Genomic DNA, 19,160 nt, shown 5'->3' with positions numbered 1-19,160 from the left:
AGCCGGGCCGCCCCGCCGCTCACCCGCCGGCGGCGGCCATTCCGGCCGGCACCCCGGCGGGCCGGGGGGAGGGGGCCTGCGGGGCCGGGCCGTCGTCGGGGGAGGCCGGTTCCAGGGCGACGTCGAGCACGTCGACCATCCGGCGCAGCTTCTGCTGGACGCGCACGGCCTCGGGCCCCGGGACGCGGACGACGGCCCGCGCCGAGGCCGGGGCCACGGCGCTGAAGGCGAGGTCCAGGACCCGGTGGTTGTTGAGGGTGGAGGCGAGCCGGGCGAGCGTCCCGGTGGTGGGGCGCAGGGTGACGGTGAGCCGGGTGTGTTCCATGGCGACGGTCCTGTCTGTGGGTGGGACTGGCGGGCCGGAAAAACAGAAAGACCCCTCGCGGAGCGCGAGAGGTCTGCGTGCGGGCGGTGGGCCGGGGAGGGTCACTCCTCCCGGCGCGGTGCCGGCACGCGGCCGCTGGTAATCAGCTGCTGCTGCATGCCCCGCATGCTGGCAGAAAGCCGCCGGGGCGGGACGGGGCGTCTCAGACTGCGGGACGCGGGCGGGGCGGCCGGCCCGCCCGGCCCGCCCGGTCCGTCAACCGGCTCGTCAACCGACCCGTCAACCGGCCCGGCCGGTAAATCGGTTGGCCGGGCGCGCCGCCGGCTGCTACCGTCTGCGCAGCCGTGTAGAGAACGCAAGGAGGTGACACCCATGAAGGCTGTATCCGTGTGGGTGCTCCTCCTTTCCGCCACGGCGGGCGATTGACGCAGTGTCGCCCGGGAGCGCCTCAGACCAGGCACTCCCGAGAGGCAACACCATGAACGCTTTGCATTCCCCCTGTTCCCAGCAGTCCCCGCAGCCCCCGCACGGCGCCCCGGGCACCGACGACCCCGCGGTCGTGGTCACCCGGATCTCGGACACCGCGTGGCAGGCCGTCCAGGACGACCGCGTGGTCGGCTCCGGCGACGCCTCGCGCCGCCCCGACGGACGGCTGTTCGTCAGCGCCGACGCCTGGCACGGCCCGGTCTTCGACCGCCTCGTCGCCGCGATGGCCGCCGACCTGCCGGAACCGCTGCACACCGTCACCGACGAGACCGACCACGACACCACGGCCGCCTGGCAGCGGGCCGGCTTCACGACCGTACGCCGCGAGTGGGGCTACCTCCTGCCCACCGACCCGCAGGCCACCGGGCTCGGCCCGGTACGGCCCCCGGCGGGCGTGACGATCGTGCCCGCCGGCGAGGCCGAGGAGGGCCCGCTGCGCGCCCTGGACCGCGTCATCCACGCGGAGGTCGAGGCCGGCATCGGCTGGCCGGCGATGCCGGCCCAGGTGCTGCCCTGCCCGGCGGGCACCACCGTGCTCGACCCCACCCGCTACGCGGTGGCCCGCCGGGGCGACCACTACGTCGGGCTGCTGCGGGTGGCCCCGGTGCGCCGCCCGCGGATCGGACTGCTCGCCGTGCGCGCCGACCACCAGCGCCTCGGCATCGCCCGGGCCCTGCTGGCCCATGCACTGGAATCGATGCACCGCGGCGGCACCACCACGGCCTGGGCCGACGTGGCGGAGTCCAACACGGCCGCCACCGCCCTGGTCGAGGGCATCGGCGCCCGCCGCGCGGGTGCCACCCTCGAACTCGTCCGCCACTGACGCCCCACCATCGAACGGAGAGGTGAGAGACATGACCAAGACAACGAACGGCATCGAAGTCGAAGGCACCGTCATCGAGTGCCTGCGCAATGCCAACTTCAAGGTGGAACTCCCCAACGGGCACGTCGTGCTCGCCCACATCAGCGGCAAGGTCCGCAAGAACCACATCAAGATCCTCCCGCACGACCGGGTCCTGGTGGAGCTCAGCCCCTACGACCTCACCCGCGGCCGGATCCGCTACCGCTACCGGTCATAGCCGCCGCACCGGCGCGCGGGGCGGCCCGCGCGCCCTCCCGCGGCCCGCGTGCCCCGGGGCGGTGCAGTCATCCGTCCGTCACCCGTGCGGTGACCGGGCGTCAAGTGACCGATGTGCGTGATCGCCGGCCGGGGCCACAGTGGGTGGTGCCGGCCGCCGGTCCGCGCGGCCGGCCCACGCGAGCTGCACCACGGAGGAACGAGCATGATCGACAGGCGCACCTTCACCAGGGCCGTCGGGCTCGGGGCGGGCGCGGGCGCGCTGTCCCTGGCCGCCCTTCCGGCGTCCGCGGAGGCCACTCCCGCCGCCCCCGCCGCCCCCGCGCCGCAGGCCGGGCCGGCCGGCGCCGCCGGGCGGACCGGCTTCGCCCGGCTGGCGCAGGTCCGCGCCGGAGTGCTGGACATCGGCTACGCCGAGGACGGCCCGGCCGACGGCCCGGTGGTCATCTGCCTGCACGGCTGGCCGTACGACATCCACAGCTACGTCGACGTCGCCCCGCTGCTCGCCGCGCAGGGCTACCGCGTCATCGTCCCCTACCTGCGCGGGCACGGCCCGACGCGCTTCCTGAACGCCCGTACGCCGCGCAACGCGCAGCAGGCGGCGGTCGCGGCGGACGTCGTCGCCCTGATGGACGCGCTGGGGATCGGGCGGGCGGTGCTGGCCGGCTTCGACTGGGGCTCGCGCACGGCCGACATCGTCGCCGCGCTGTGGCCCGAGCGGGTCAGGGCGCTGGTGTCGGTCAGCGGGTACCTCGTCACCGACGTCGAGATGCAGAAGGAGCCGCTGGCGGCCGCCGCCGAGCACACCTGGTGGTACCAGTTCTACTTCGCCACCGAGCGCGGGCGCCTGGCCATGGAGGACCGGGACAAGCGGCGCGCCCTGTGTCGCCTGGTGTGGGAGACCGTCTCCCCGACCTGGGCCTTCGACGACGCCGTCTTCGAGCGCACCGCCGCAGCCTTCGACAACCCCGACTACGCGGCGATCGTCATCCACAACTACCGCTGGCGCCTGGGCCTGGCCGACGGCGAGCGCCGCTACGACCGGCTGGAGCAGCGGCTCGCCGCGCGGCCGCGCATCGCCGTCCCCACCGTCACCCTCGACGCCGGGCGCGACCCCTTCACCGCCCCCGGCGACGGCTCCGGCTACCGGCAGTACTTCACCGGCCCCTACCTCCACCGCACGCTCGCCGACGTCGGCCACAACCTGCCCCAGGAGGCGCCCGCCGACTTCGCCCGGGCGGTCCTCGACGCCGACCGGCTCTGACGCGTCCCCCGGCCCTGCCGGAGCACAACGCCGAGCCCGGCTCCCCGGAACGCCCGCGGGGAGCCGGCGGCGGCCATTGCAGACCTGTTGCACGGCGAGTGGCCCGGCTCACAGCCGTGCGGGTGCGAAGCGTGATCGACTCGGCCGATGCGCCAGTCCGAGAAGCCCGCCACCGCACTGACGGCCCGTCGGCCCGCCGCGGCCCTCACCCTCGCCGCGGTCGCCGCCCTGCTCACCGGCTGCGGCTCCCAACCGGCCGGCTCCCACCCGGCCGCAGCCGAGGCGGCCGGAGCCGGCGCACCGACGGCATCCGGCGGCGCCGCGCCGTGCGCAACGCCCCGGCCGACGCCCGCCGGCGGCACCCCGGCGCCCTCCCGGCCCGCCCGGGACGGGGTGCGGATCACCGCCGTCGGCCCGGCCTGCGCGCAGTACGAGGTGACCAACCCGAACGCCGAACCGTACGACGTCACCGTGGTGTTCAGCCGCTCCCCGGGGGCCGTCGGCGGCGCGCCGGAGAACGTGACCCGGACCGTCACGGCGCTCGCGCCCGGAGCCACCGCCACCGGGCAGCTCGACCTCCCCGGCCCCACCCCGGCCCGGCCCGGCACCACACCGCAGGTGGAGATCGTCAAGGTCCGCAGCGTGCCCAGCGTCGAGGCCCCGCAGCCCGGCGGCCCCTGCCCGCCCTCCGGCCTGCGGCTGTACGCCGACGACGGCGACGCCGCGATGGGCCTGCGCGCGGTCGGCCTGCACCTGCGCAACTGCGGCACCGCCACCGTGAACCTCGACGGCTACCCCGCACTGCAGCTGCTCGACGCCGAACACCGGCCCGTCGACGGGGTGCGGCTGCTCTCCGGCGGCGCCGGGATCGCCACCGGCACCGGCGCGGACACCCCGCCGCAGAAGATCGCGCTGCGCCCCGGCGAAGGCGCCCGCGCCACCCTGGTGTGGCGCAACACCACCGGGGACGGCGCCCCGGTGAACGCCCCCTACGCCCGGGTCCGCGCCACCGCGGACGCGGCCCCGGTGATGGTCACCCCGGAACTCGACCTGGGCACCACCGGCCGCCTGGGCATCGGCGCCTGGGCCCGCGAGGACGCCGCAGCGCAGCCCCCCGCCACCAGGCCCCCGGCCGGGGCCGGCTGACCGGCCGCCCCCACCGGGCGCGGGAGGGGCCGCGGGCGGGGGCCGTTTCCGGCCGTTCCCCGGCCCGCCGGGGTGCCCCGTCCGTCCCGGGGGCACCGCCGCGCCCCAGGACTGCGGGGGAGCGGGGGAAAGAGCGCTGCCCCCGGGCGGTGCGGTGGGTTTCCCGCCGTCATATGCGCACGGGGCGGGCGGATCCCTAGAGTCGCCGCAGCGCCGACGGACACGGTCGGCGGCCCGGCGCGACGGCACGTCACCCCGGCCACTTCGACCCCGAGGGCGGACCCACTGTGAGCACCCGGACCAGGAGCAGGATCGCCGGCTTCCTCGTGACGGCGGCCGCCGCCGCGGCCCTGGGCGTCGCGGCCCCGGCCGCCCAGGCGCAGAGCGCCGCGCCGGCCGCCGTGCTGAGCGTCAACTGCAGCACCGGCACGTTCGGCAGCGACGGCACCCAGCAGTACTTCACCATCTCCTGCTCGGCCACCGGCACCACCAAGTGGTGGGTGAACGTGAGCTGTTCGAACAACACCACGCGGACGGCCGGCCCGTACACGACCTTCCAGAACGTGCGGGTGTACTGCCCGCCGAACACCACCGCCCTGCGGGGCTGGGTCAGTTACGTCTGACCCGGCGCCGCTCCACGGCCGGGGGCCCGGCACGCTCCCCCGTGGCGTGCCGGGCCCCACGGTCCGTCGCGGTCCCGCGCGGGGCGGCCGACGGCGGCACGCCGCCGGTGTCCACCCGTGGAGGATGCCAGGGCGCGGCGCGGCCGCGTTGGCGCTGCGTCGACAGTTCCTTGGCACTGCGTCGACGGCACTGTGTCGACTCGCCGGCCACCCGTCCGCCCGGCTACCCGTCCGGCCGGTGGTTTCCGGTCCGGTGGCCTCAGCCGCCCGCGCGCCCGGACAGCGCGCGGTGGCGGTGCTCGCTGGGGGAGAGCCCGTACGCGGCGCGGAAGGCGCGGCTGAGGTCGGAGGGGCGGGTGATGCCGCAGCGCGCGGCGACGGCGTGCACCGGCAGGGCGCGCAGTGCCGGGTCCGCGAGGTCGCGGTGGGCCTTCTCCAGCCGCCGGCCGCGGATCCACGCGGCGACCGTCTCGCCCTGCGTGTGCTGGCTGAAGACGCGGTGGAGGTAGCTGACGGAGATGTGGTGCGCGGCGGCGATCACGGACGGGGTCAGCCCGGGGTCGTGGAGGTTGCGCCGGATGAAGGCGCGCACGTGCTCGACGATGGCGCGCCGGCGGGCGTCGTCGGGCACCGCCGCCTCGGCGTCCAGCTCCCGCGCCAGCCAGGCGGACACCAGGTCGACCACGACGGTCCCCAGCCGGGGCGCCTCGGCCGGTCCCAGGAGGGTGGCCTGCCGGTCCAGGCCGACGAGGAAGTCGGCGAGCAGGGCCGGGGTGCCCTCGCGCCGGGAGAAGCCGCGCCCCATCAGTTCGCGCGCGCGGTCGGGCGGCACCGGCAGCGCGGAGACGGGGAAGTCGACGCCCAGCGCCTCGACCCGGCGGGGCCCCCGGCCGGCGGTGCGCGCACCCAGGCCCCGGACGTCGTACGGCTGCGAGCTGTCGAGCGCGTACAGCTCGCCGGGGCCGAACACGGCCGTCGGGCCGCGGTCGTCGCGGGCCAGCGACAGGCCGCCGTCGAGCACCAGGGTCAGGTGGTAGACCTCCGGGTCGGACCGCCGCACCCTGGCGGCGGTGCGCCGGAACCGCGCGGGCGGGAACGAGGACCTCAGCAGGGTCACCTGGCCCAGCTCCAGGCGCCGCATCTCCGCCTGGAAGTCGGCGGCGTGCGCACTGGTCATCTCGCTGTCCCGGGTCCGCCCGATCAGCTCCCGCCAGCAGTCGAACCGCTCCTTCGCGGGCACCTCCTCGCCCCGGAACACGCCCGCCGTCCCCGTGCCCGCCGTCCCCGCGCCCACGCTCCCGCTCCCTCCTGCGCGCCCGTCGTCCGGCCCGTCCGCGAGGCCCCCGGCCCGAGGGCACCGGGCCTCGTGGCGGCTGGCCCGAGCGTAAGGGGGCGGTGACGGTGCGACGAGTGCGGGGTGGGCGGGGGAGGGCGGGGGAGGGCGGCCGGGAGGGGGCCGGCCGCCGGTTTTCCTTTTCCGATCATGAGCTGGTAACTTCTTCCTCGTCAGCAGGACAAGATCGCGAAAGCGGTCGGGATCCTGCCGGGACATGCGTCGGTGGTGCAGCGGTAGCACGCCCGCTTTCAGCGGGAGGGGTTCGTTCGATTCGGGCCCGGCGCTCCGAGGAGCAGGGGCGGAAGTCGTTTTCGACTTCCGCCCCTGCTCGTTGTGCGGGGCCTTCTCACGGCAGCGCGTCGTAGGTGTAGACCGAGGAGATGTCGAGCACGGACCCGGGCGTCGCGGAGGGGCCGAGCGGGGAGACGATCGGGTCGCCGATCCGCTCGCCCCGGTAGGTGGCCGCGGGGAAGGTCATGTCGGGCGCGTAGAGCCGGCCGTAGCGGTTCATCCAGCCCTCCCAGATCCGGTCGACGTTGCAGTGGTGCAGGAAGAACACCGGGTCGTTGGGCGAGGTGCCGGGCGCCATGTCGCCGCCGATCCAGACGTGGACCTGGTTGTGCATGTGGACCGGGCGGACGGGATCGCGCGGGATCCAGCCTTCGAGCAGGTTGCGGAAGCCCCGGGAGGAGGAGTCGAAGCCGGGGGTGTCGTAGCGGTCGGTCGGGTGGGCGGCGGGCGCCGCGGGCTGGTAGGCGAGCGTGCTCTTGACCTCGTCGCCGGTCGGCAGGGTGGGCCAGTCGGTGGCGAAGGAGCGGCGCAGGCCGCGCGGCGGGTCGCTCTGGACGGGCATCCCGTCGAGGTCGCTCTCGATGCGGACGGTGAAGGCGGCCGGATCGTCCGGGCGGTGCGCGAACGCGCCGGTGGAGACCGGGTCGCCGTCGCCGCCGAGGTAGGCCGCGGTGAAGACGGTGGCGTCCTTGGGCGAGCCGAGGTCGCCGTCGGCGGACCAGTCCCAGTAGGGGAGGGCGAAGTCGGGCTTGCCCAGGATCTGCTGGATCCTGGTCTCCAGCAGGCCGAGCATCACGCGGTGCCACGGCAGGAAGACCGGTCCGCGGTGGGCGGCGTTGCGCTTGCGGGGGCTGCCGCCCGGCGGGACGGGGGTCATCATCGTCCAGCAGTGCCAGATCACGAACTGGTCGTAGGTGAACACCGGTGCGGAGGGCCCGGGGACGCCGAGTCGGTCGGTGGTGAAGGCGGTCCGCTCCTGCTTGAGCGCGAGGACGCCCGCGAGGTAGTCGTCGCGCGCGGTCGCGTCGGCGAGGATGTTCTTCCGGACGACGGGCATCTCAGCGGCCCTCCCGGAAGCGGCCCGGGAAGTGGCGGATCAGCGCCTTCACGGTGTCCACCGCGGAGTAGAACTGGTAGGCGGGCAGGCCGTGGCAGGACAGCACGCCGTCGTCGTCCACGTCGAGCCCGGCGGGCAGCGGGTGGTCGTCCACGGTGATGTCGTAGGTGGTGACGATCCTGATCCGGTGGCCCTCGTACTCCGCGGTGCGGACGGACGAGGAACGGCCGGGGTGGTGGTCGGTGCCCATGTGGCCGGGGGCGGGGGCGATGCCCGCGAGGTAGGTGCCGAAGGTGTGCGGGTCGGCTGCGGCGGCCAGGTCGGCCGGGGTGAGGCTCGGGTCCATGTCTGCGTCCCGGGGTCGCGGCGCCGGCGCGCCGCCGGACTGCGGGCGCCGTCCGTCTCCCACCTTCCCGCCGCGGCCGGGCCCGTGCAGCTCGGCGGGCCGGCGGGCACGCAGCGCGACGGGGCGGCCGGTCAGGAGCGCCGGGGTGTACGGACGGTGACCCCGCCCCGGCCCGGCCGCCGGGGCCCGGCTGCCCTGCCCGGACGGCGGGGCCCGGACGGCGGGTCAGCCGGGTGCGGGTGGGCCGGTGCGGGGCGGCCGGGTGCGGACCGGCCGGGCGCGGGTCAGTTCGCGCGGGTGGCGGCGGCCAGGCGGGCGGCGGCCTCGGCGAGTTCGGCGGGCTCGGCCGCGGCGGCGAAGCCGAGGCGCAGGTGGGCCGCGGGCGGCTCGGCCGGGAAGTGCGGCCGGCCGGGGTTGACGGACACCCCGTGGGCCGGGGCCGCGCTCGTGACGTCCGCCTCCGAGAGGTGGGCGGGCAGCCGCAGCCACAGGTGCAGACCGCCCTCCGGGACCCGGTGGAGCGTCCAGTCGGGCAGCTCGCGGGCCAGCGCGTCGGCCAGCACGGCGCAGCGCTGCTGCAGCGCGCCCGACAGGGTGCGCAGGTGGCGCTCCCACGCGGGGGTGCTGAGCAGCTCGACGGCCGCCTCCTGCAGCGGGCGGGCGATGAAGAAGTCGTCGACGCGCCGCATCCCGAGCAGCCGCCGCATGACCGGGCCCCGGGCGATGACGGCGCCGATCCGCAGGCTGGGCGAGGCGGGCTTGGTCAGCGAGCCGAGGTGGACGACGGTGCCGTCGCCGTCGTCGGCGACCAGCGGGCGCGGCACGGGCCGGCCGTGGCCGAGCAGCCGGGCGAAGTCGTCCTCGACCAGGAAGGCCCCGGCGGCGCGCGCCACGTCCACGACCTGCCGGCGCCGCTCGGGGGCGAGGACGGTGCCGGTGGGGTTGTGGAAGGTGGGCTGGCAGTAGAGCAGGCGGGCGCCGGTCATCGCGAAGGCGTCGGCGAGCAGGTCCGGGCGCAGCCCCCGGTCGTCCATCGGCACGGGCACCGGGCGCAGCCCCGCGGAGCGGGCCGCGGCCAGCGCGCCGGGGTAGGTCGGCGACTCGACCAGCACCGGGTCGCCCGGTGCGGCGACGGCGCGGAACAGCATGGACAGCGCCCCCTGCCCGCCGCCGGTGACCAGGACGTCCTCGGGGCCGACGTCGCCGCCCACCTGCCGGGCGAAGAGCGTGCGCAGCGTCGACAGGCCCGCCGCCGGGGCGCGGTGCCAGGCGTCCGGTCGGCGGGCCGCCCGGGCCAGGGCGCCGCCGAGCAGCCGGGTGGGCTGCAGGCTCTCGTGCAGGTACCCGCCGGACAGCGCGACGGTGCCGGGCGGCAGGCGCTCCGGCTGCTCGTCGGGCGCGGCCGGCGGGACGTGACGGCCCGCCAGGGCCACCTCCTGCCAGGAGGTGTCCGGCTCGCCGCCGGCCGGGCGGGGCCGGCGCGCGGCGACGTAGGTGCCGCTGCCGGGGCGGGTGACCACCGCGCCCTCGGCGGCCAGCAGGGCGATGGCGCGGGAGACCGTGACCGGGCCGACGCCGTGACGGGCGATCAGGTCCCGGCTGCTGGGCAGGCGGTCGCCGGGGGACAGGCGGGCGACCTCGCCCCGGAGGATCGCCACCAGCGTCTCGATACTGCTACCGTCAGACATGAAGGATGACAATAGCGCTTTCGTCGGAAGTCCGGAACCGCTCCCCGGCCGTGCGGAGCCGCTCCCCGGCAGTGCGGAGCCGCTCCCCGGCAGTGCGGGCCCCCTCCTCGACATCGCCGCCCTGCGGGCCGACACCCCCGGCTGCGAGACCGTGATCCACTTCAACAACGCCGGCTGCGGACTGACGGCCCGTCCGGTCCTGCAGGCGATGCTCGACCACCTGCACCTGGAAGCCGCCGTCGGCGGCTACGAGGCCGCCGCCGCCCGCGCCGCCGAGACCGCCGACTTCCACGCCTCGCTCGCCGAACTCCTGAACACCCGCCCCGCCAACATCGCCTTCGCCGCCAGCGCGACCCACGCCTACAGCAAGGCCCTGTCCTCGATCGACTTCCGCCCCGGCGACACCGTCCTCACCACCCGCAACGACTTCGTCTCCAACCAGATCGCCTTCCTCTCCCTGCGCAAGCGCCACGGCGTGAAGATCGTGCACGCCCCCGACCACGCCGACGGCAGCGGCGTCGACGTCGACGCCATGGCCGCGCTGATGCGCACCCACCGACCCCGCCTGGTCGCCGCCACCCACGTGCCCACCAACTCCGGACTCGTCCAGCCGGTCGCCGAGATCGGCCGCCACTGCCGCGAACTCGACCTCCTCTACCTCGTCGACGCCTGCCAGTCCGTCGGCCAACTCCCCGTCGACGTCCAGGAGATCGGCTGCGACCTGCTCACCGCCACCTGCCGCAAGTTCCTGCGCGGCCCGCGCGGCTCCGGCTTCCTCTACGTCTCCGACCGCGTCCTCACGGCCGGCCACGAACCGCTCCACATCGACATGCACGGCGCCCGCTGGGTCGCCCCCGGCCACTACCGGCCGGTCGACACCGCCGCCCGCTTCGAGGAATGGGAGTTCCCGTACGCCACCGTGCTCGGCTGCGCCGCCGCCGTCCGCTACGCCCTGCGGGTCGGGCCGCAGGCCGTCGCCCGGCGCACCCCCGCCCTGGCCGCGCGGCTACGCGGGCACCTGGCCGCCCTGCCCGGCGTACGGACCCTCGACCGGGGGCCCGCCCCGGCCGCGCTGGTCACCTTCGCCGTCGAGGGCCGGCAGGCCGATCCGTTCAAGGCCGCCCTGGACGCCCGCGGCATCAACTCCGCCCTCAGCTACCGGGAGTTCGCCCAGTACGACTTCGCCGACAAGGAGGTGGAGTGGTGCCTGCGGCTGTCGCCGCACTACTACAACACCGAGGACGAGGTCGACGCGGTGGCCGCGGCCGTCGCCGAACTCGCCGGGAGCACCCGGTGACCGAGACCTCCGCCGCCGCGGCGAACGCGGGGCCGTACGACGGCGAGGCCGCCGGCTCCGTCCGGGCGGCCGGCTCCGTCGCCGGCTCCGTCGCGGAAAAGCTTGCCCTGCCCGGACTGTGGCACAACGCCGACTTCCTGCGGTTCTGGCTGGGCGAGACTGTCTCCCTGCTCGGCACCCAGGTCACCAACCTCGCACTCCCGCTGACCGCCATCGGCGCCTTCGGCGCGAGCGACGAACAGGTCGGCCTGCTGCGCTTCCTGCAGCTCGTCCCCTACCTCGGGCTCGCCCTGCTGATCGGCGTCTGGACCGACCGGGCCCGGCGCCGGCCGGTCATGCTCGGCGCCAACCTGGTGCGGCTGCTCCTGCTCACCCTCGTCCCGCTGCTCTACTGGTGGCACGCGCTCACCCTGCCCGTGCTGATGGCGATCGCCTGCGCGGTCGGCACCGCCTCGGTGGTGTTCGACGTCAGCTGGATGTCGTACGTGCCGGTGCTGGTCAGGAGCCCCGAGCACTACGTCGAGGCGGGCGCGAAGATGAGCGCCGCCTCCTCGGCCGCCGACGTGGCCGGGCCCGGGCTGGCCGGTGTCCTGGTGTCGGCCCTCGGCGCCCCGGTGGCCCTGGTCGTCGACGCCTGCTCGTACGCGGTGTCCGTCCTGTCCCTGCTGCTGATCCGCACCCCCGAGCCGCGCCCCGCACCGGCCGCCCGACGGCACCTGTGGCGCGAACTGCGCGAGGGCCTCGACTGGGTCCTGCGGGACCGGGTGCTGCGGGCGTTGGCCCTGGTCGGCTTCTGCTGCAACTTCTCGATGGTCACGGTGTGGACGATGTTCCTGCTCTACGGCACCCACGACCTGCACCTCGGCTCGACCGCCCTCGGCACCGTCCTCGCGACGGCCTCCGTCGGCGGACTGATCGGCGCCCTGGTCTCCCGGCGGGTCATCGCGCGCTTCCCGCTCGGCCGGGTCTACCTGACCGCCCAGACCGCGCTGCTGCTCGGCCCGGGCCTGATCCCCGCCGCCGCCGGGCCCCGGCCGGTGATGCTCGCGATGTTCGTGCTGTCCTTCTTCACCACCTACCTGGGCCTCGGCGTGGCCGGGGTCGTCATCGTCAGCCTCCGCCAGGCCGTCACCCCGCAGTCGATGATGGGCCGGATGACCGCGGCCTTCCGCACCCTGCTGTACGGCGGCGGCGCCCTCGGCGGGCTGTCGGCCGGCCTGCTCACCGGCCGGCTCGGCGCCCGGGGCGCCCTGACGGTGGCCGCGGTCGGCTCCGCGGCCGTCGTCGTCGCCCTGGTGCTCTCGCCGGTCAGCCGGCTGCGCAGCCTGCCGGCGGCGGCGCGGCGGCCGACGGGCACCTGAGCGCCGCGCCCGGAACACCCGGGGCCGGCCGGTCGCGCACCGGCCCGGCCCCGGCGGTTCCCGGACCGTCAGGCCGGCCAGTCCAGGCAGTACTCGTGCATCTGCCCGCCGAGGTGGTTGCGGGCGTGGGCGTGCATCCGGCGCAGGTACACCGGGTCGGCGGCGAGCGCGGAGTAGCCCCGGCCGCGGCGCACCGGCAGGCCGGCGGTGTCGGCGAGGTACACGTCCAGGCCCGGGTACATCAGCTCGATGCAGGGCAGGTCGTCGACGTCCAGCGCGAACACCGGGTACTCGCCGTGCTCGTCGGCCGCCCCGGTGGCCAGCACCCGGCGCGAGTCCGAGCCGCCGGGCAGCAGGAAGCACTCGTCGAAGCGCTCCGACAGCGCCCCGAACGGCAGGCCCCAGCCCTCGCCGAACTCCGCGGCCGCGATCTCGCCGAGCGGACGCGGCGTGAACACCAGGCCGTCCCCGCTGCGCTCGCCGTTCCCGCTGCCCCCGCCGCTCCCGCCGTCCTCGGCGAACCAGCCGAAGCGCCGCAGCAGCCCGGAGTCGAACGCCAGCCACCGCCGCAGGCTCGGCGGCAGCGGCCGCCCGCTCGGGAACACCGCCCCCGCCAGCACCCCGGGCGGCACCGGCCGCGGCTGCCCGTCCACCCACGGGCCGGCGAAGCGGTCGTGATCGAGAACGGGGCGCTGCGGATCGGCCAGGACGGCGGCGATGGCACGCTCGGTCAGGGCGACGCCGTGCTCGGCGGCGGAGGTCATCACGGTCTCCGGGGAGTGCGGTGAGTGCTGCGGCGGGCGGGGACGAGGACAACGTACGCGCCGCCTCCGACAGCCGGTGGGTCCGGCCGCGACCCCGCCCGGGGCCCTCAGCCGGCCGGCAGGGCGCAGACGAAGTCCTCCTCGACCGCCCGCAGGTGGGCCGGCAGCTCCGGGGCGACCCTCTCGTCGACTCCATCCGGGCCCGTCCCGCCCGGACGGGCCCTCGGGCGGGTGGCCCCGTCAGGCGGGCGGGGCGCCGAGGGCGAGGGTGAAGCTGAAGCGGTCGCCGCGGTAGAGGGCGCGTACCTGCTCCAGCGGGCGGCCGGCGGCGTCGAGGCTGCGACGGTGGAGCAGGAGCATCGGCAGCGCGGGCGGGGTGCCGATGAGCAGTGCCTCGCGCGGGGTGGCGAGGACGGTCTCGATGCGCTCGTCCGCGGCGCCGAGGTGGACGCCGTGGTCGCGCAGGTAGCCGTAGAAGGAGCCCTCGGGGTCGAAGTCCCGGTCCAGGTCCGGGACCCGGGCGACGGGCACGTAGGTGGACTCCAGCCCGACGCGCTCCTCGTCGGCGCGCAGCACGCGCTCCAGGTGCCACAGCGGCGCGCCCTCGGCGACGTCCAGGCGTTCGGCCAGCGCCGGGTCGGCGGGCAGGCGGTCCAGGGCGACGAGGGTGCGGCCGGGGCGCAGACCCTGGCGGGTGACGCCCTCGGTGTAGCTGGTCAGAGCCAGCGGCTGCTCGATCTTCGGCCCGGCGACGACCGTGCCGCGGCCCTGGCGGCGCAGCCGGCCCTCCAGCAGCAGCTCGCGCAGGGCCTGACGGACCGTGGCGCGGGCGACGCCGTGACGCTGCGCCAGATCGGCCTCGGTGGGCAGCCGGCCACCCGGGCCCAGGTCGGCGATGAGCTCTTCGAGCCGGGCCTTGACCAGGTAGTACTTGGGCACCCGGCCGTGCTCGGGCACGCCGGCGCGGGCGGGTTCGGCACCGGCCCGGGGGGTGGGGTGGTTCACCGCGCAAGCCTACCGAGCGGCCCGTGGACCGGCCGCGCCCGGGCGAAAGGTCACGGAACGATAACCGGTCTGGACTGAATTTCGGCGGTTGTTCATACAACCGTGGATTCGGAGAGGGCCCCGCCTCGCCCGGCCGCCCCATCCTCGGTGCCGGTGCAACTGCACCGACCCGCCGCCCAGTTGGGAGCCCCCGTTGCGCACCTCCCGCTCCACCCGCACCGCTGCCGCCATCGCGACCGTCGCCGCCACCGTCGCCGCGCTGATCCCGCTGTCCGCCGCCGCCTCGGCCGCCACCACCACCTCCGCGGCCGCGGACGGCTCGTACCAGGGCCTGCCGAACGGCACCAAGCAGGCCAAGACCCTGGTCATCGGCATCGACGGCACCCGCTACGACAAGCTGCTCACTGCCGACGCGCCCAACCTCAAGGCCCTGATGGCCGCCGGCACGACCGCCACCAGCAACCTCTACGCCAACCCGCTGGCGCCCACCCTGTCCGGCCCCGGCTGGTCGACCATCGCCACCGGCGCCTGGCCCGACAAGCACCAGGTCAAGGACAACACCTTCACCGGCGCCCGCTTCGACCTCTACCCCGACTTCGCCACCCGCCTGGAGAACGCCGACCCCGCCGCCTCCACCCTGGTCATCGGCTCCTGGAACCCCATCACCGCCAACGTCTTCAACGGCCGCGCCGACCTGCGCATCCCGGAGAGCGAGAACGACCCCAAGACCGCCTCCGACGCCGCCGACTACCTCGCCCACGGCAACCCGGACACCACCTTCCTGCACTTCGACGAGGTCGACGAGGCCGGCCACGCCCACGGCGGCGCCAGCGCCGACTACCTGGCCGCCATCCACTCCGTCGACGCCCTCGTCGGCCAGGTCGTCCAGGCCGTCAAGTCCCGCCCCACGTACGGCGACGAGGACTGGCTGATCCTCGTCACCACCGACCACGGCCACACCGACGCCGGCGGCCACGGCGGCAACAGCGCCAACGAGCGCCAGACCTTCCTGATCGCCGACGGCACCGGCTACACCCCCGGCTCGCGCCGCTACGACGTCAAGCCGGTCGACATCGCCCCCACCGTCCTCAAGCACGAGGGCGCCGCCATCGACCCCGCCTGGCAGCTCGACGGCAAGCCCATCGACGAGATCACCCCCGACGCCTTCGACGCGCTGCGCCCCAGCCTGCAGACCCGCGTCGACGAGAGCGGCATCCCGGCCACCGTGAAGGGCTGGACCCACACCCCGCCGGCCGGCTGGAGCATCGACAACTCCCGGATGCCCAGCGGCGGCGTCACCGAGTGGCGCGGCTGGGCCTTCGCCACCGACGAGTTCTGGACCGCCACCCAGCTCGGCCAGTCCCGCGAGACCAACGTGCGCGCCCGCAACGTCTTCGCCGTCGCCGACTCCGACGAGTGGGACGACAAGGCGCACGGCGCCGGCCAGTTCGACTCCACCCTGGTCAGCCCCGCCTACCCGGTGGCCGGCCCCGGCCGCGGCACGCTCTCCTTCGCGACGGACTACAAGGTCGACGGCCCGCAGACCGGCGACGTGTACGTGGTCTTCGACAACGGCGCCCCGCAGCTGGTGAAGTCCTACCGCAGCGACCTCAACACCGTCGAGCACCTGCCCGTCACCGTCCCGGCCGGCGCCACCACTGCCCGCTTCCAGTTCCGCTACACCGGCACCAACAGCGCCTTCTGGACCGTCGACCAGGTCACCTTCACCACCTCCTGACCCGGTACGGCCCACGGGCGGGGCGCGCCGGACCCGGTGCGCCCCGCCCGCCCCGGAGGTTCAGTGGAAGGACGTCGGGCCGGAGAACGTACCGGGGCACAGGGGGTGGGCGGACCCCGCGGTGCAGACGACGTGGGTGGGATAGCCGCTGGGCACCCAGCCCGGCTCCGGGGCCTGATGATCGGGGACCTGATGACCGGGGACCTGCGGGCCCGGGGACGTCAGCGGCGCCGGAGCGTCCGCCTCACCGTGCACGCCCCGGAGACCGGCGACGGCGCAGAGCACCCCGACGGCGACGACCACCAGGCCGGCGACGGCCCCCGCGACCAGGGGAGCGGTGACCCCGGACGGGTGCCGGTCGGTGGTCACCACGCGCTGCGGCCGCTCGGGCAGGTACCGCACCGGCACCCGGTCGCCCACCACGCGAAGGGCGCCGGGACGGTCCCGGAACCGGACGTCCCGGCCGTCCGCGGTGCGGAACCCCATGATCACGTGCCGTTCGGTGGACGTGTGCCGCTCGGAGCCCGTTCCCCACGTCTCCGTCGTCAGAAAGGTCTCCAGGCACCGGGCCTGGGCCGTCAGCCCCTGCGCCAGGATCCGCGCCCGCAGTCTGACCCGGAGCACCACCGCGGCCAGGGCCGCCACTCCCGCGGCCGACCCGACGACACCGAGCACCGACCAGACGACGCCGCCGTCCGACATGTCCACCCCCCGTGGAAACCGTTTGCCGTGGCTACGAACCACCGCCTGGGAGACGGTGATCGGCTCCCCGCGGTTCCGCCGGCGGAGCGGGCGCGGATGCGGGCGCGGATGCCGCCCGCCCGTCAGCCCGTCCCGTCAGCCCTCGGGCAGGTGGTCGGCGACGAGGACGGCGAAGTCGTCGGGGGTGACGATGCGGATGCCGAGCTCCTCGGCCTTGGCCCGCTTGGAGCCGGCCTTCTCGCCCGCGACCAGCAGGGTGGTGCGCTTGGAGACCGACGAGGACGCCTTGCCGCCGGCGCGCTCGATCAGCTCGTTCATCTCGTTGCGGGACAGCGCGGCGAGCACGCCGGTCATGCTGCCGGTGACGACGACGGCCTCGCCCGCGAGCGGCCCGGGCTGCGCCGCGCCCTCCTCAGCCGCGCCCTCCTCAGCCGCGCGCTCCTCCGCCGGGCCCCCGCCGGCCGGGCCCGGCACGGCCGGAGCCTGCGGCGCGCTGACGGCGGTGCCCACGCCTTGGGCTGCGAGGCGGTCCAGCAGCGGTGCGAGCTCGGCGAGTTCGGCGACGACGACCCGGGCCTTCTCCGGGCCGATGCCGTCCACCAGCGCCAGCGTCTCGGCGTCGGCGGCGCGGATCGCGGCCATCGAACCGAAGTGGGCGGCGATCCGGCGGGACATGGTGCGCCCGGTGCCGCGCACGCCGAGCGCGCAGAACACCCGGTTGAGCGGCTGCGTGCGGGCGGTCTCGATCGCGCCGAGCAGGTTGTCGGTGCTGGTGTCGCCCATCCGCTCCAGGCCGAGCAGCTGCTCGCGGGTGAGCGAGAACAGGTCGGCGACGTCGGCGACCAGGCCGGACTCGACAAGCTGGACGGCGCGGGTGCCGCCCAGGCCCTCGATGTCGAGCTGGTCACGGCCGGCCGCGTAGATCACCGAGGCGACGGCCTGGCAGTTGCGCCCCCGGGCGCAGCGCCAGCGCTGCTCGCCGGTGTCGATGGCGTCCCCGCAGCGCGGACAGGCCTCGGGGAAGACGATCGGCCGCTCCTCGCCGGTGCGCTCCTCGACCAGCGGCGCCTCGACGCGCGGGATGACGTCGCCGGCGCGGTAGACGAACACCCGGTCGCCGAGCATCAGCCCGCGGCGGGTGATGTCGGCCGGGTTGTGGAGCGTGGCGTAGGTGACGGTCACACCGTCGATGACCACCGGCTCCAGGACGGCGCGCGGGGCGATGATGCCGGTGCGCCCGACGTTCCACTCGACGTCGAGCAGACGGGTGACCTTGTGCTCGGCGGCGAGCTTGCGGGCCACGGCCCAGCGCGGCGCGCGGGAGCCGGACCCCGCCTCCTGCCGGTCCGCCGCGGCGTCGGCCTTGACCACGACGCCGTCGATGCCGAACGGCAGCTCGGCGCGGAGCGCGGCGATCTCGTCGATCCGCTGCCGGGCCTCCTCCAGCGTCGCGCAGCGCGCCGGGCGGGCGGCGGTGGTGGCGGCGGTGTTGGCCCCGAGGGCGGCCAGGCGCTCCAGCAGGGCGCTGTGGGTGAGGCCCTCGTCGAGGCCGACCGCGCCGTAACCGAAGAAGGTCAGCTCGATGCGGTACGGGCGGTCCTTGGCGCGCAGGGTGCCGGCCGCGCCGTTGCGCGGGTTGGCGAACGGGACGGCGCCGTGCGCGGTGCGCACCTCGTTGGCGTGCTCGAACTGCTCGCGGGTGAGCAGGACCTCCCCGCGCAGCTCGACGTCGACCGGCTCGGCGAGTTCGGCGGGCAGGCCCAGCACGGCGTCGGCGGCGTGACTGATGTCCTCGCCCGCGAGGCCGTCGCCGCGGGTGATCAGCCGCTCCAGGCGCCCGGCGCGGTAACGGGCGGCCACCGCCAGCCCGTCCAGCTTGGGCTCCACGCACCACGCGGCCGCCGGACGGCCCAGGCGGCGCTCCAGCCCGGCCGCCCAGTCCGCCAGCTCCTCCGCCGAGAAGACGTTGTCCAGCGACAGCATCGGCACGCTGTGCGGCACGTCGCCCCCGACCGCGCCGCCGGCGACCTTCCCGGTGGGGGAGTCGGGCAGCACCTCGCCCGGGTGCGCCTCCTCGTAGGCCGCGACGGCGCGCAGCAGGGCGTCGTACTCGTCGTCGCCGAGCGGCGTGGCGCCGTCGGTGTAGTAGGCGGCGGCCGCCCGGACGGCGGTGGCAACGGCGTCGGCGTAGTCGCCGGAGGTGAGCAGAGCGGCGTCGTTCATGGACGGCATCATCGCCGCCGGCACTGACAACCGACGCTGGAACAGGTGTCCGACCGGCCCTGCGTGCCACCGGCTCCCGCCCGGAGGGCCCGGCGGGGCGGCCGGTCCTCCGGGCGGGGTCGGATCAGGGGAGGTAGCGCTCCAGGGCGGCGGCGCCCTTGCGCTCGATCTCCTGCCGCGCCCATTCGAGCCGGCTGGGCGTGACGTCGCGGCCCGACGCCATCACGAGGTCCTCGGGGTCGAAGGGACGCTCCCCTCCGCTGTAGAGCTGCCGCTGCATCCCGGACGCCGACTCCGGCACGCCCTCGTTCATCGGTTCGCGCATGTCCATCACCTCATCGCTGGTGCCCGTACGCACGGTCCTTCGATGGTCGTTCCCGCGGCCGGACCGTGGCGGGTGGAGTACGACCAAGTTACTCCGTCCGGGTGA

The 19,160-nt window shown here is 75.7% G+C and carries 18 protein-coding genes and 1 tRNA gene; 9 read left to right on the top strand and 10 right to left on the bottom strand.

The window, feature by feature from the left end; translation table 11 throughout:
* Positions 1-19 precede the first annotated feature (19 nt).
* Entirely contained in the window at positions 20-325 is a 306-nt protein-coding gene (locus tag ACIRST_RS22220; protein WP_402803776.1) for a hypothetical protein, read from the bottom strand.
* 478 nt (positions 326-803) lie between these two features.
* On the opposite strand from ACIRST_RS22220, the gene ACIRST_RS22215 reads away from it, so the two are divergent.
* From ACIRST_RS22215 to ACIRST_RS22195, 5 genes are all read left to right on the top strand, one after another.
* Positions 804-1,634, top strand: coding sequence for a GNAT family N-acetyltransferase (locus tag ACIRST_RS22215; protein ID WP_402803774.1), 831 nt, complete (start codon positions 804-806; stop codon positions 1,632-1,634).
* Between the two features lie 31 nt (positions 1,635-1,665).
* On the top strand, positions 1,666-1,890 hold the full coding sequence (gene infA / locus ACIRST_RS22210) for a translation initiation factor IF-1 (protein ID WP_350519557.1): 225 nt from the start codon (positions 1,666-1,668) through the stop codon (positions 1,888-1,890).
* Positions 1,891-2,094: 204 nt separating this feature from the next.
* Positions 2,095-3,153 carry an alpha/beta fold hydrolase gene (locus tag ACIRST_RS22205; protein WP_402803773.1) on the top strand — a complete coding sequence of 353 codons (1,059 nt, stop codon included), beginning with the start codon at positions 2,095-2,097 and terminating at the stop codon, positions 3,151-3,153.
* Positions 3,154-3,300: 147 nt separating this feature from the next.
* Positions 3,301-4,299: a DUF4232 domain-containing protein gene (locus ACIRST_RS22200; RefSeq protein WP_402803771.1), complete on the top strand. Its 999-nt coding sequence runs from the start codon at positions 3,301-3,303 to the stop codon at positions 4,297-4,299.
* A gap of 287 nt (positions 4,300-4,586) precedes the next feature.
* The gene (locus ACIRST_RS22195) at positions 4,587-4,922 is read left to right on the top strand and encodes a hypothetical protein (protein ID WP_350519560.1); all 336 of its coding nucleotides are present in this window, start codon (positions 4,587-4,589) and stop codon (positions 4,920-4,922) included.
* A gap of 259 nt (positions 4,923-5,181) precedes the next feature.
* Here ACIRST_RS22195 and ACIRST_RS22190 read toward each other — a convergent pair whose 3' ends face one another.
* Positions 5,182-6,180 (bottom strand): AraC family transcriptional regulator, encoded by a 999-nt coding sequence (locus ACIRST_RS22190; RefSeq protein WP_402803961.1) that lies wholly within the window; start codon positions 6,178-6,180, stop codon positions 5,182-5,184.
* A 294-nt stretch (positions 6,181-6,474) separates the two neighbouring features.
* Between ACIRST_RS22190 and ACIRST_RS22185 the strand changes: the two genes are divergently transcribed.
* Positions 6,475-6,543, top strand: a tRNA-Glu gene (locus ACIRST_RS22185).
* Between the two features lie 61 nt (positions 6,544-6,604).
* Here the strand turns inward: ACIRST_RS22185 and ACIRST_RS22180 are convergent.
* From ACIRST_RS22180 to ACIRST_RS22170, 3 genes are all read right to left on the bottom strand, one after another.
* A complete protein-coding gene (locus ACIRST_RS22180) occupies positions 6,605-7,606 on the bottom strand; it encodes a tyrosinase family protein (protein ID WP_402803769.1) in 1,002 nt (333 codons plus the stop codon).
* A gap of 1 nt (position 7,607) precedes the next feature.
* A complete protein-coding gene (locus tag ACIRST_RS22175) occupies positions 7,608-7,952 on the bottom strand; it encodes a hypothetical protein (RefSeq protein ID WP_402803767.1) in 345 nt (114 codons plus the stop codon).
* A 284-nt stretch (positions 7,953-8,236) separates the two neighbouring features.
* The gene (locus tag ACIRST_RS22170; protein ID WP_350519564.1) at positions 8,237-9,640 is read right to left on the bottom strand and encodes a PLP-dependent aminotransferase family protein; all 1,404 of its coding nucleotides are present in this window, start codon (positions 9,638-9,640) and stop codon (positions 8,237-8,239) included.
* Here ACIRST_RS22170 and ACIRST_RS22165 point away from each other — a divergent pair.
* A complete protein-coding gene (locus ACIRST_RS22165; RefSeq protein WP_402803765.1) occupies positions 9,639-10,937 on the top strand; it encodes an aminotransferase class V-fold PLP-dependent enzyme in 1,299 nt (432 codons plus the stop codon). The two genes, ACIRST_RS22170 and ACIRST_RS22165, sit on opposite strands and share 2 nt — an antisense overlap.
* 107 nt (positions 10,938-11,044) lie before the next feature.
* Positions 11,045-12,298, top strand: a complete 1,254-nt coding sequence (locus tag ACIRST_RS22160) for an MFS transporter (protein WP_402803959.1) — start codon at positions 11,045-11,047, stop codon at positions 12,296-12,298.
* A 68-nt stretch (positions 12,299-12,366) separates the two neighbouring features.
* Here the strand turns inward: ACIRST_RS22160 and ACIRST_RS22155 are convergent, their stop codons facing one another.
* Both ACIRST_RS22155 and ACIRST_RS22150 read right to left on the bottom strand, forming a co-directional pair.
* The gene (locus tag ACIRST_RS22155; RefSeq protein WP_402803763.1) at positions 12,367-13,062 is read right to left on the bottom strand and encodes a hypothetical protein; all 696 of its coding nucleotides are present in this window, start codon (positions 13,060-13,062) and stop codon (positions 12,367-12,369) included.
* Between the two features lie 240 nt (positions 13,063-13,302).
* Positions 13,303-14,067 carry a GntR family transcriptional regulator gene (locus ACIRST_RS22150; RefSeq protein ID WP_402803761.1) on the bottom strand — a complete coding sequence of 255 codons (765 nt, stop codon included), beginning with the start codon at positions 14,065-14,067 and terminating at the stop codon, positions 13,303-13,305.
* A gap of 193 nt (positions 14,068-14,260) precedes the next feature.
* Here ACIRST_RS22150 and ACIRST_RS22145 point away from each other — a divergent pair, with 193 nt between their 5' ends.
* Entirely contained in the window at positions 14,261-15,805 is a 1,545-nt protein-coding gene (locus ACIRST_RS22145; RefSeq protein ID WP_350519569.1) for an alkaline phosphatase family protein, read from the top strand.
* 60 nt (positions 15,806-15,865) lie between these two features.
* Here the strand turns inward: ACIRST_RS22145 and ACIRST_RS22140 are convergent, their stop codons facing one another.
* The 3 genes from ACIRST_RS22140 to ACIRST_RS22130 form a co-directional block, all read right to left on the bottom strand.
* Complete coding sequence (locus tag ACIRST_RS22140) at positions 15,866-16,507, bottom strand: DUF3592 domain-containing protein (RefSeq protein ID WP_402803957.1); 642 nt, start codon at positions 16,505-16,507, stop codon at positions 15,866-15,868.
* A 135-nt stretch (positions 16,508-16,642) separates the two neighbouring features.
* Positions 16,643-18,739: an NAD-dependent DNA ligase LigA gene (gene ligA, locus ACIRST_RS22135; protein WP_402803955.1), complete on the bottom strand. Its 2,097-nt coding sequence runs from the start codon at positions 18,737-18,739 to the stop codon at positions 16,643-16,645.
* Between the two features lie 115 nt (positions 18,740-18,854).
* Positions 18,855-19,055 (bottom strand): hypothetical protein, encoded by a 201-nt coding sequence (locus tag ACIRST_RS22130; RefSeq protein ID WP_396552166.1) that lies wholly within the window; start codon positions 19,053-19,055, stop codon positions 18,855-18,857.
* Between the last annotated feature and the right edge of the window lie 105 nt (positions 19,056-19,160).

Origin of the sequence: Kitasatospora sp. NPDC101447 (assembly GCF_044767225.1) — a bacterium.
Classification (GTDB): domain Bacteria; phylum Actinomycetota; class Actinomycetes; order Streptomycetales; family Streptomycetaceae; genus Kitasatospora.
The sequence above is the reverse complement of the archived record's forward strand: the minus strand, read 5'-3'. Positions and strand labels throughout refer to the sequence as shown.

Bases quoted from the DNA above. Each gene is read 5' to 3' on its own strand.
- ACIRST_RS22180 (WP_402803769.1), bottom strand. From the start codon at position 7,606: ATGCCCGTCGTCCGGAAGAACATCCTCGCCGACGCGACCGCGCGCGAC.
- ACIRST_RS22165 (WP_402803765.1), top strand. From the start codon at position 9,639: ATGAAGGATGACAATAGCGCTTTCGTCGGAAGTCCGGAACCGCTCCCC.
- ACIRST_RS22175 (WP_402803767.1), bottom strand. From the start codon at position 7,952: ATGGACCCGAGCCTCACCCCGGCCGACCTGGCCGCCGCAGCCGACCCG.
- ACIRST_RS22200 (WP_402803771.1), top strand. From the start codon at position 3,301: ATGCGCCAGTCCGAGAAGCCCGCCACCGCACTGACGGCCCGTCGGCCC.
- ACIRST_RS22170 (WP_350519564.1), bottom strand. From the start codon at position 9,640: ATGTCTGACGGTAGCAGTATCGAGACGCTGGTGGCGATCCTCCGGGGC.
- ACIRST_RS22215 (WP_402803774.1), top strand. From the start codon at position 804: ATGAACGCTTTGCATTCCCCCTGTTCCCAGCAGTCCCCGCAGCCCCCG.
- ACIRST_RS22205 (WP_402803773.1), top strand. From the start codon at position 2,095: ATGATCGACAGGCGCACCTTCACCAGGGCCGTCGGGCTCGGGGCGGGC.
- infA (WP_350519557.1), top strand. From the start codon at position 1,666: ATGACCAAGACAACGAACGGCATCGAAGTCGAAGGCACCGTCATCGAG.
- ACIRST_RS22140 (WP_402803957.1), bottom strand. From the start codon at position 16,507: ATGTCGGACGGCGGCGTCGTCTGGTCGGTGCTCGGTGTCGTCGGGTCG.
- ligA (WP_402803955.1), bottom strand. From the start codon at position 18,739: ATGCCGTCCATGAACGACGCCGCTCTGCTCACCTCCGGCGACTACGCC.
- ACIRST_RS22130 (WP_396552166.1), bottom strand. From the start codon at position 19,055: ATGCGCGAACCGATGAACGAGGGCGTGCCGGAGTCGGCGTCCGGGATG.
- ACIRST_RS22220 (WP_402803776.1), bottom strand. From the start codon at position 325: ATGGAACACACCCGGCTCACCGTCACCCTGCGCCCCACCACCGGGACG.
- ACIRST_RS22155 (WP_402803763.1), bottom strand. From the start codon at position 13,062: ATGACCTCCGCCGCCGAGCACGGCGTCGCCCTGACCGAGCGTGCCATC.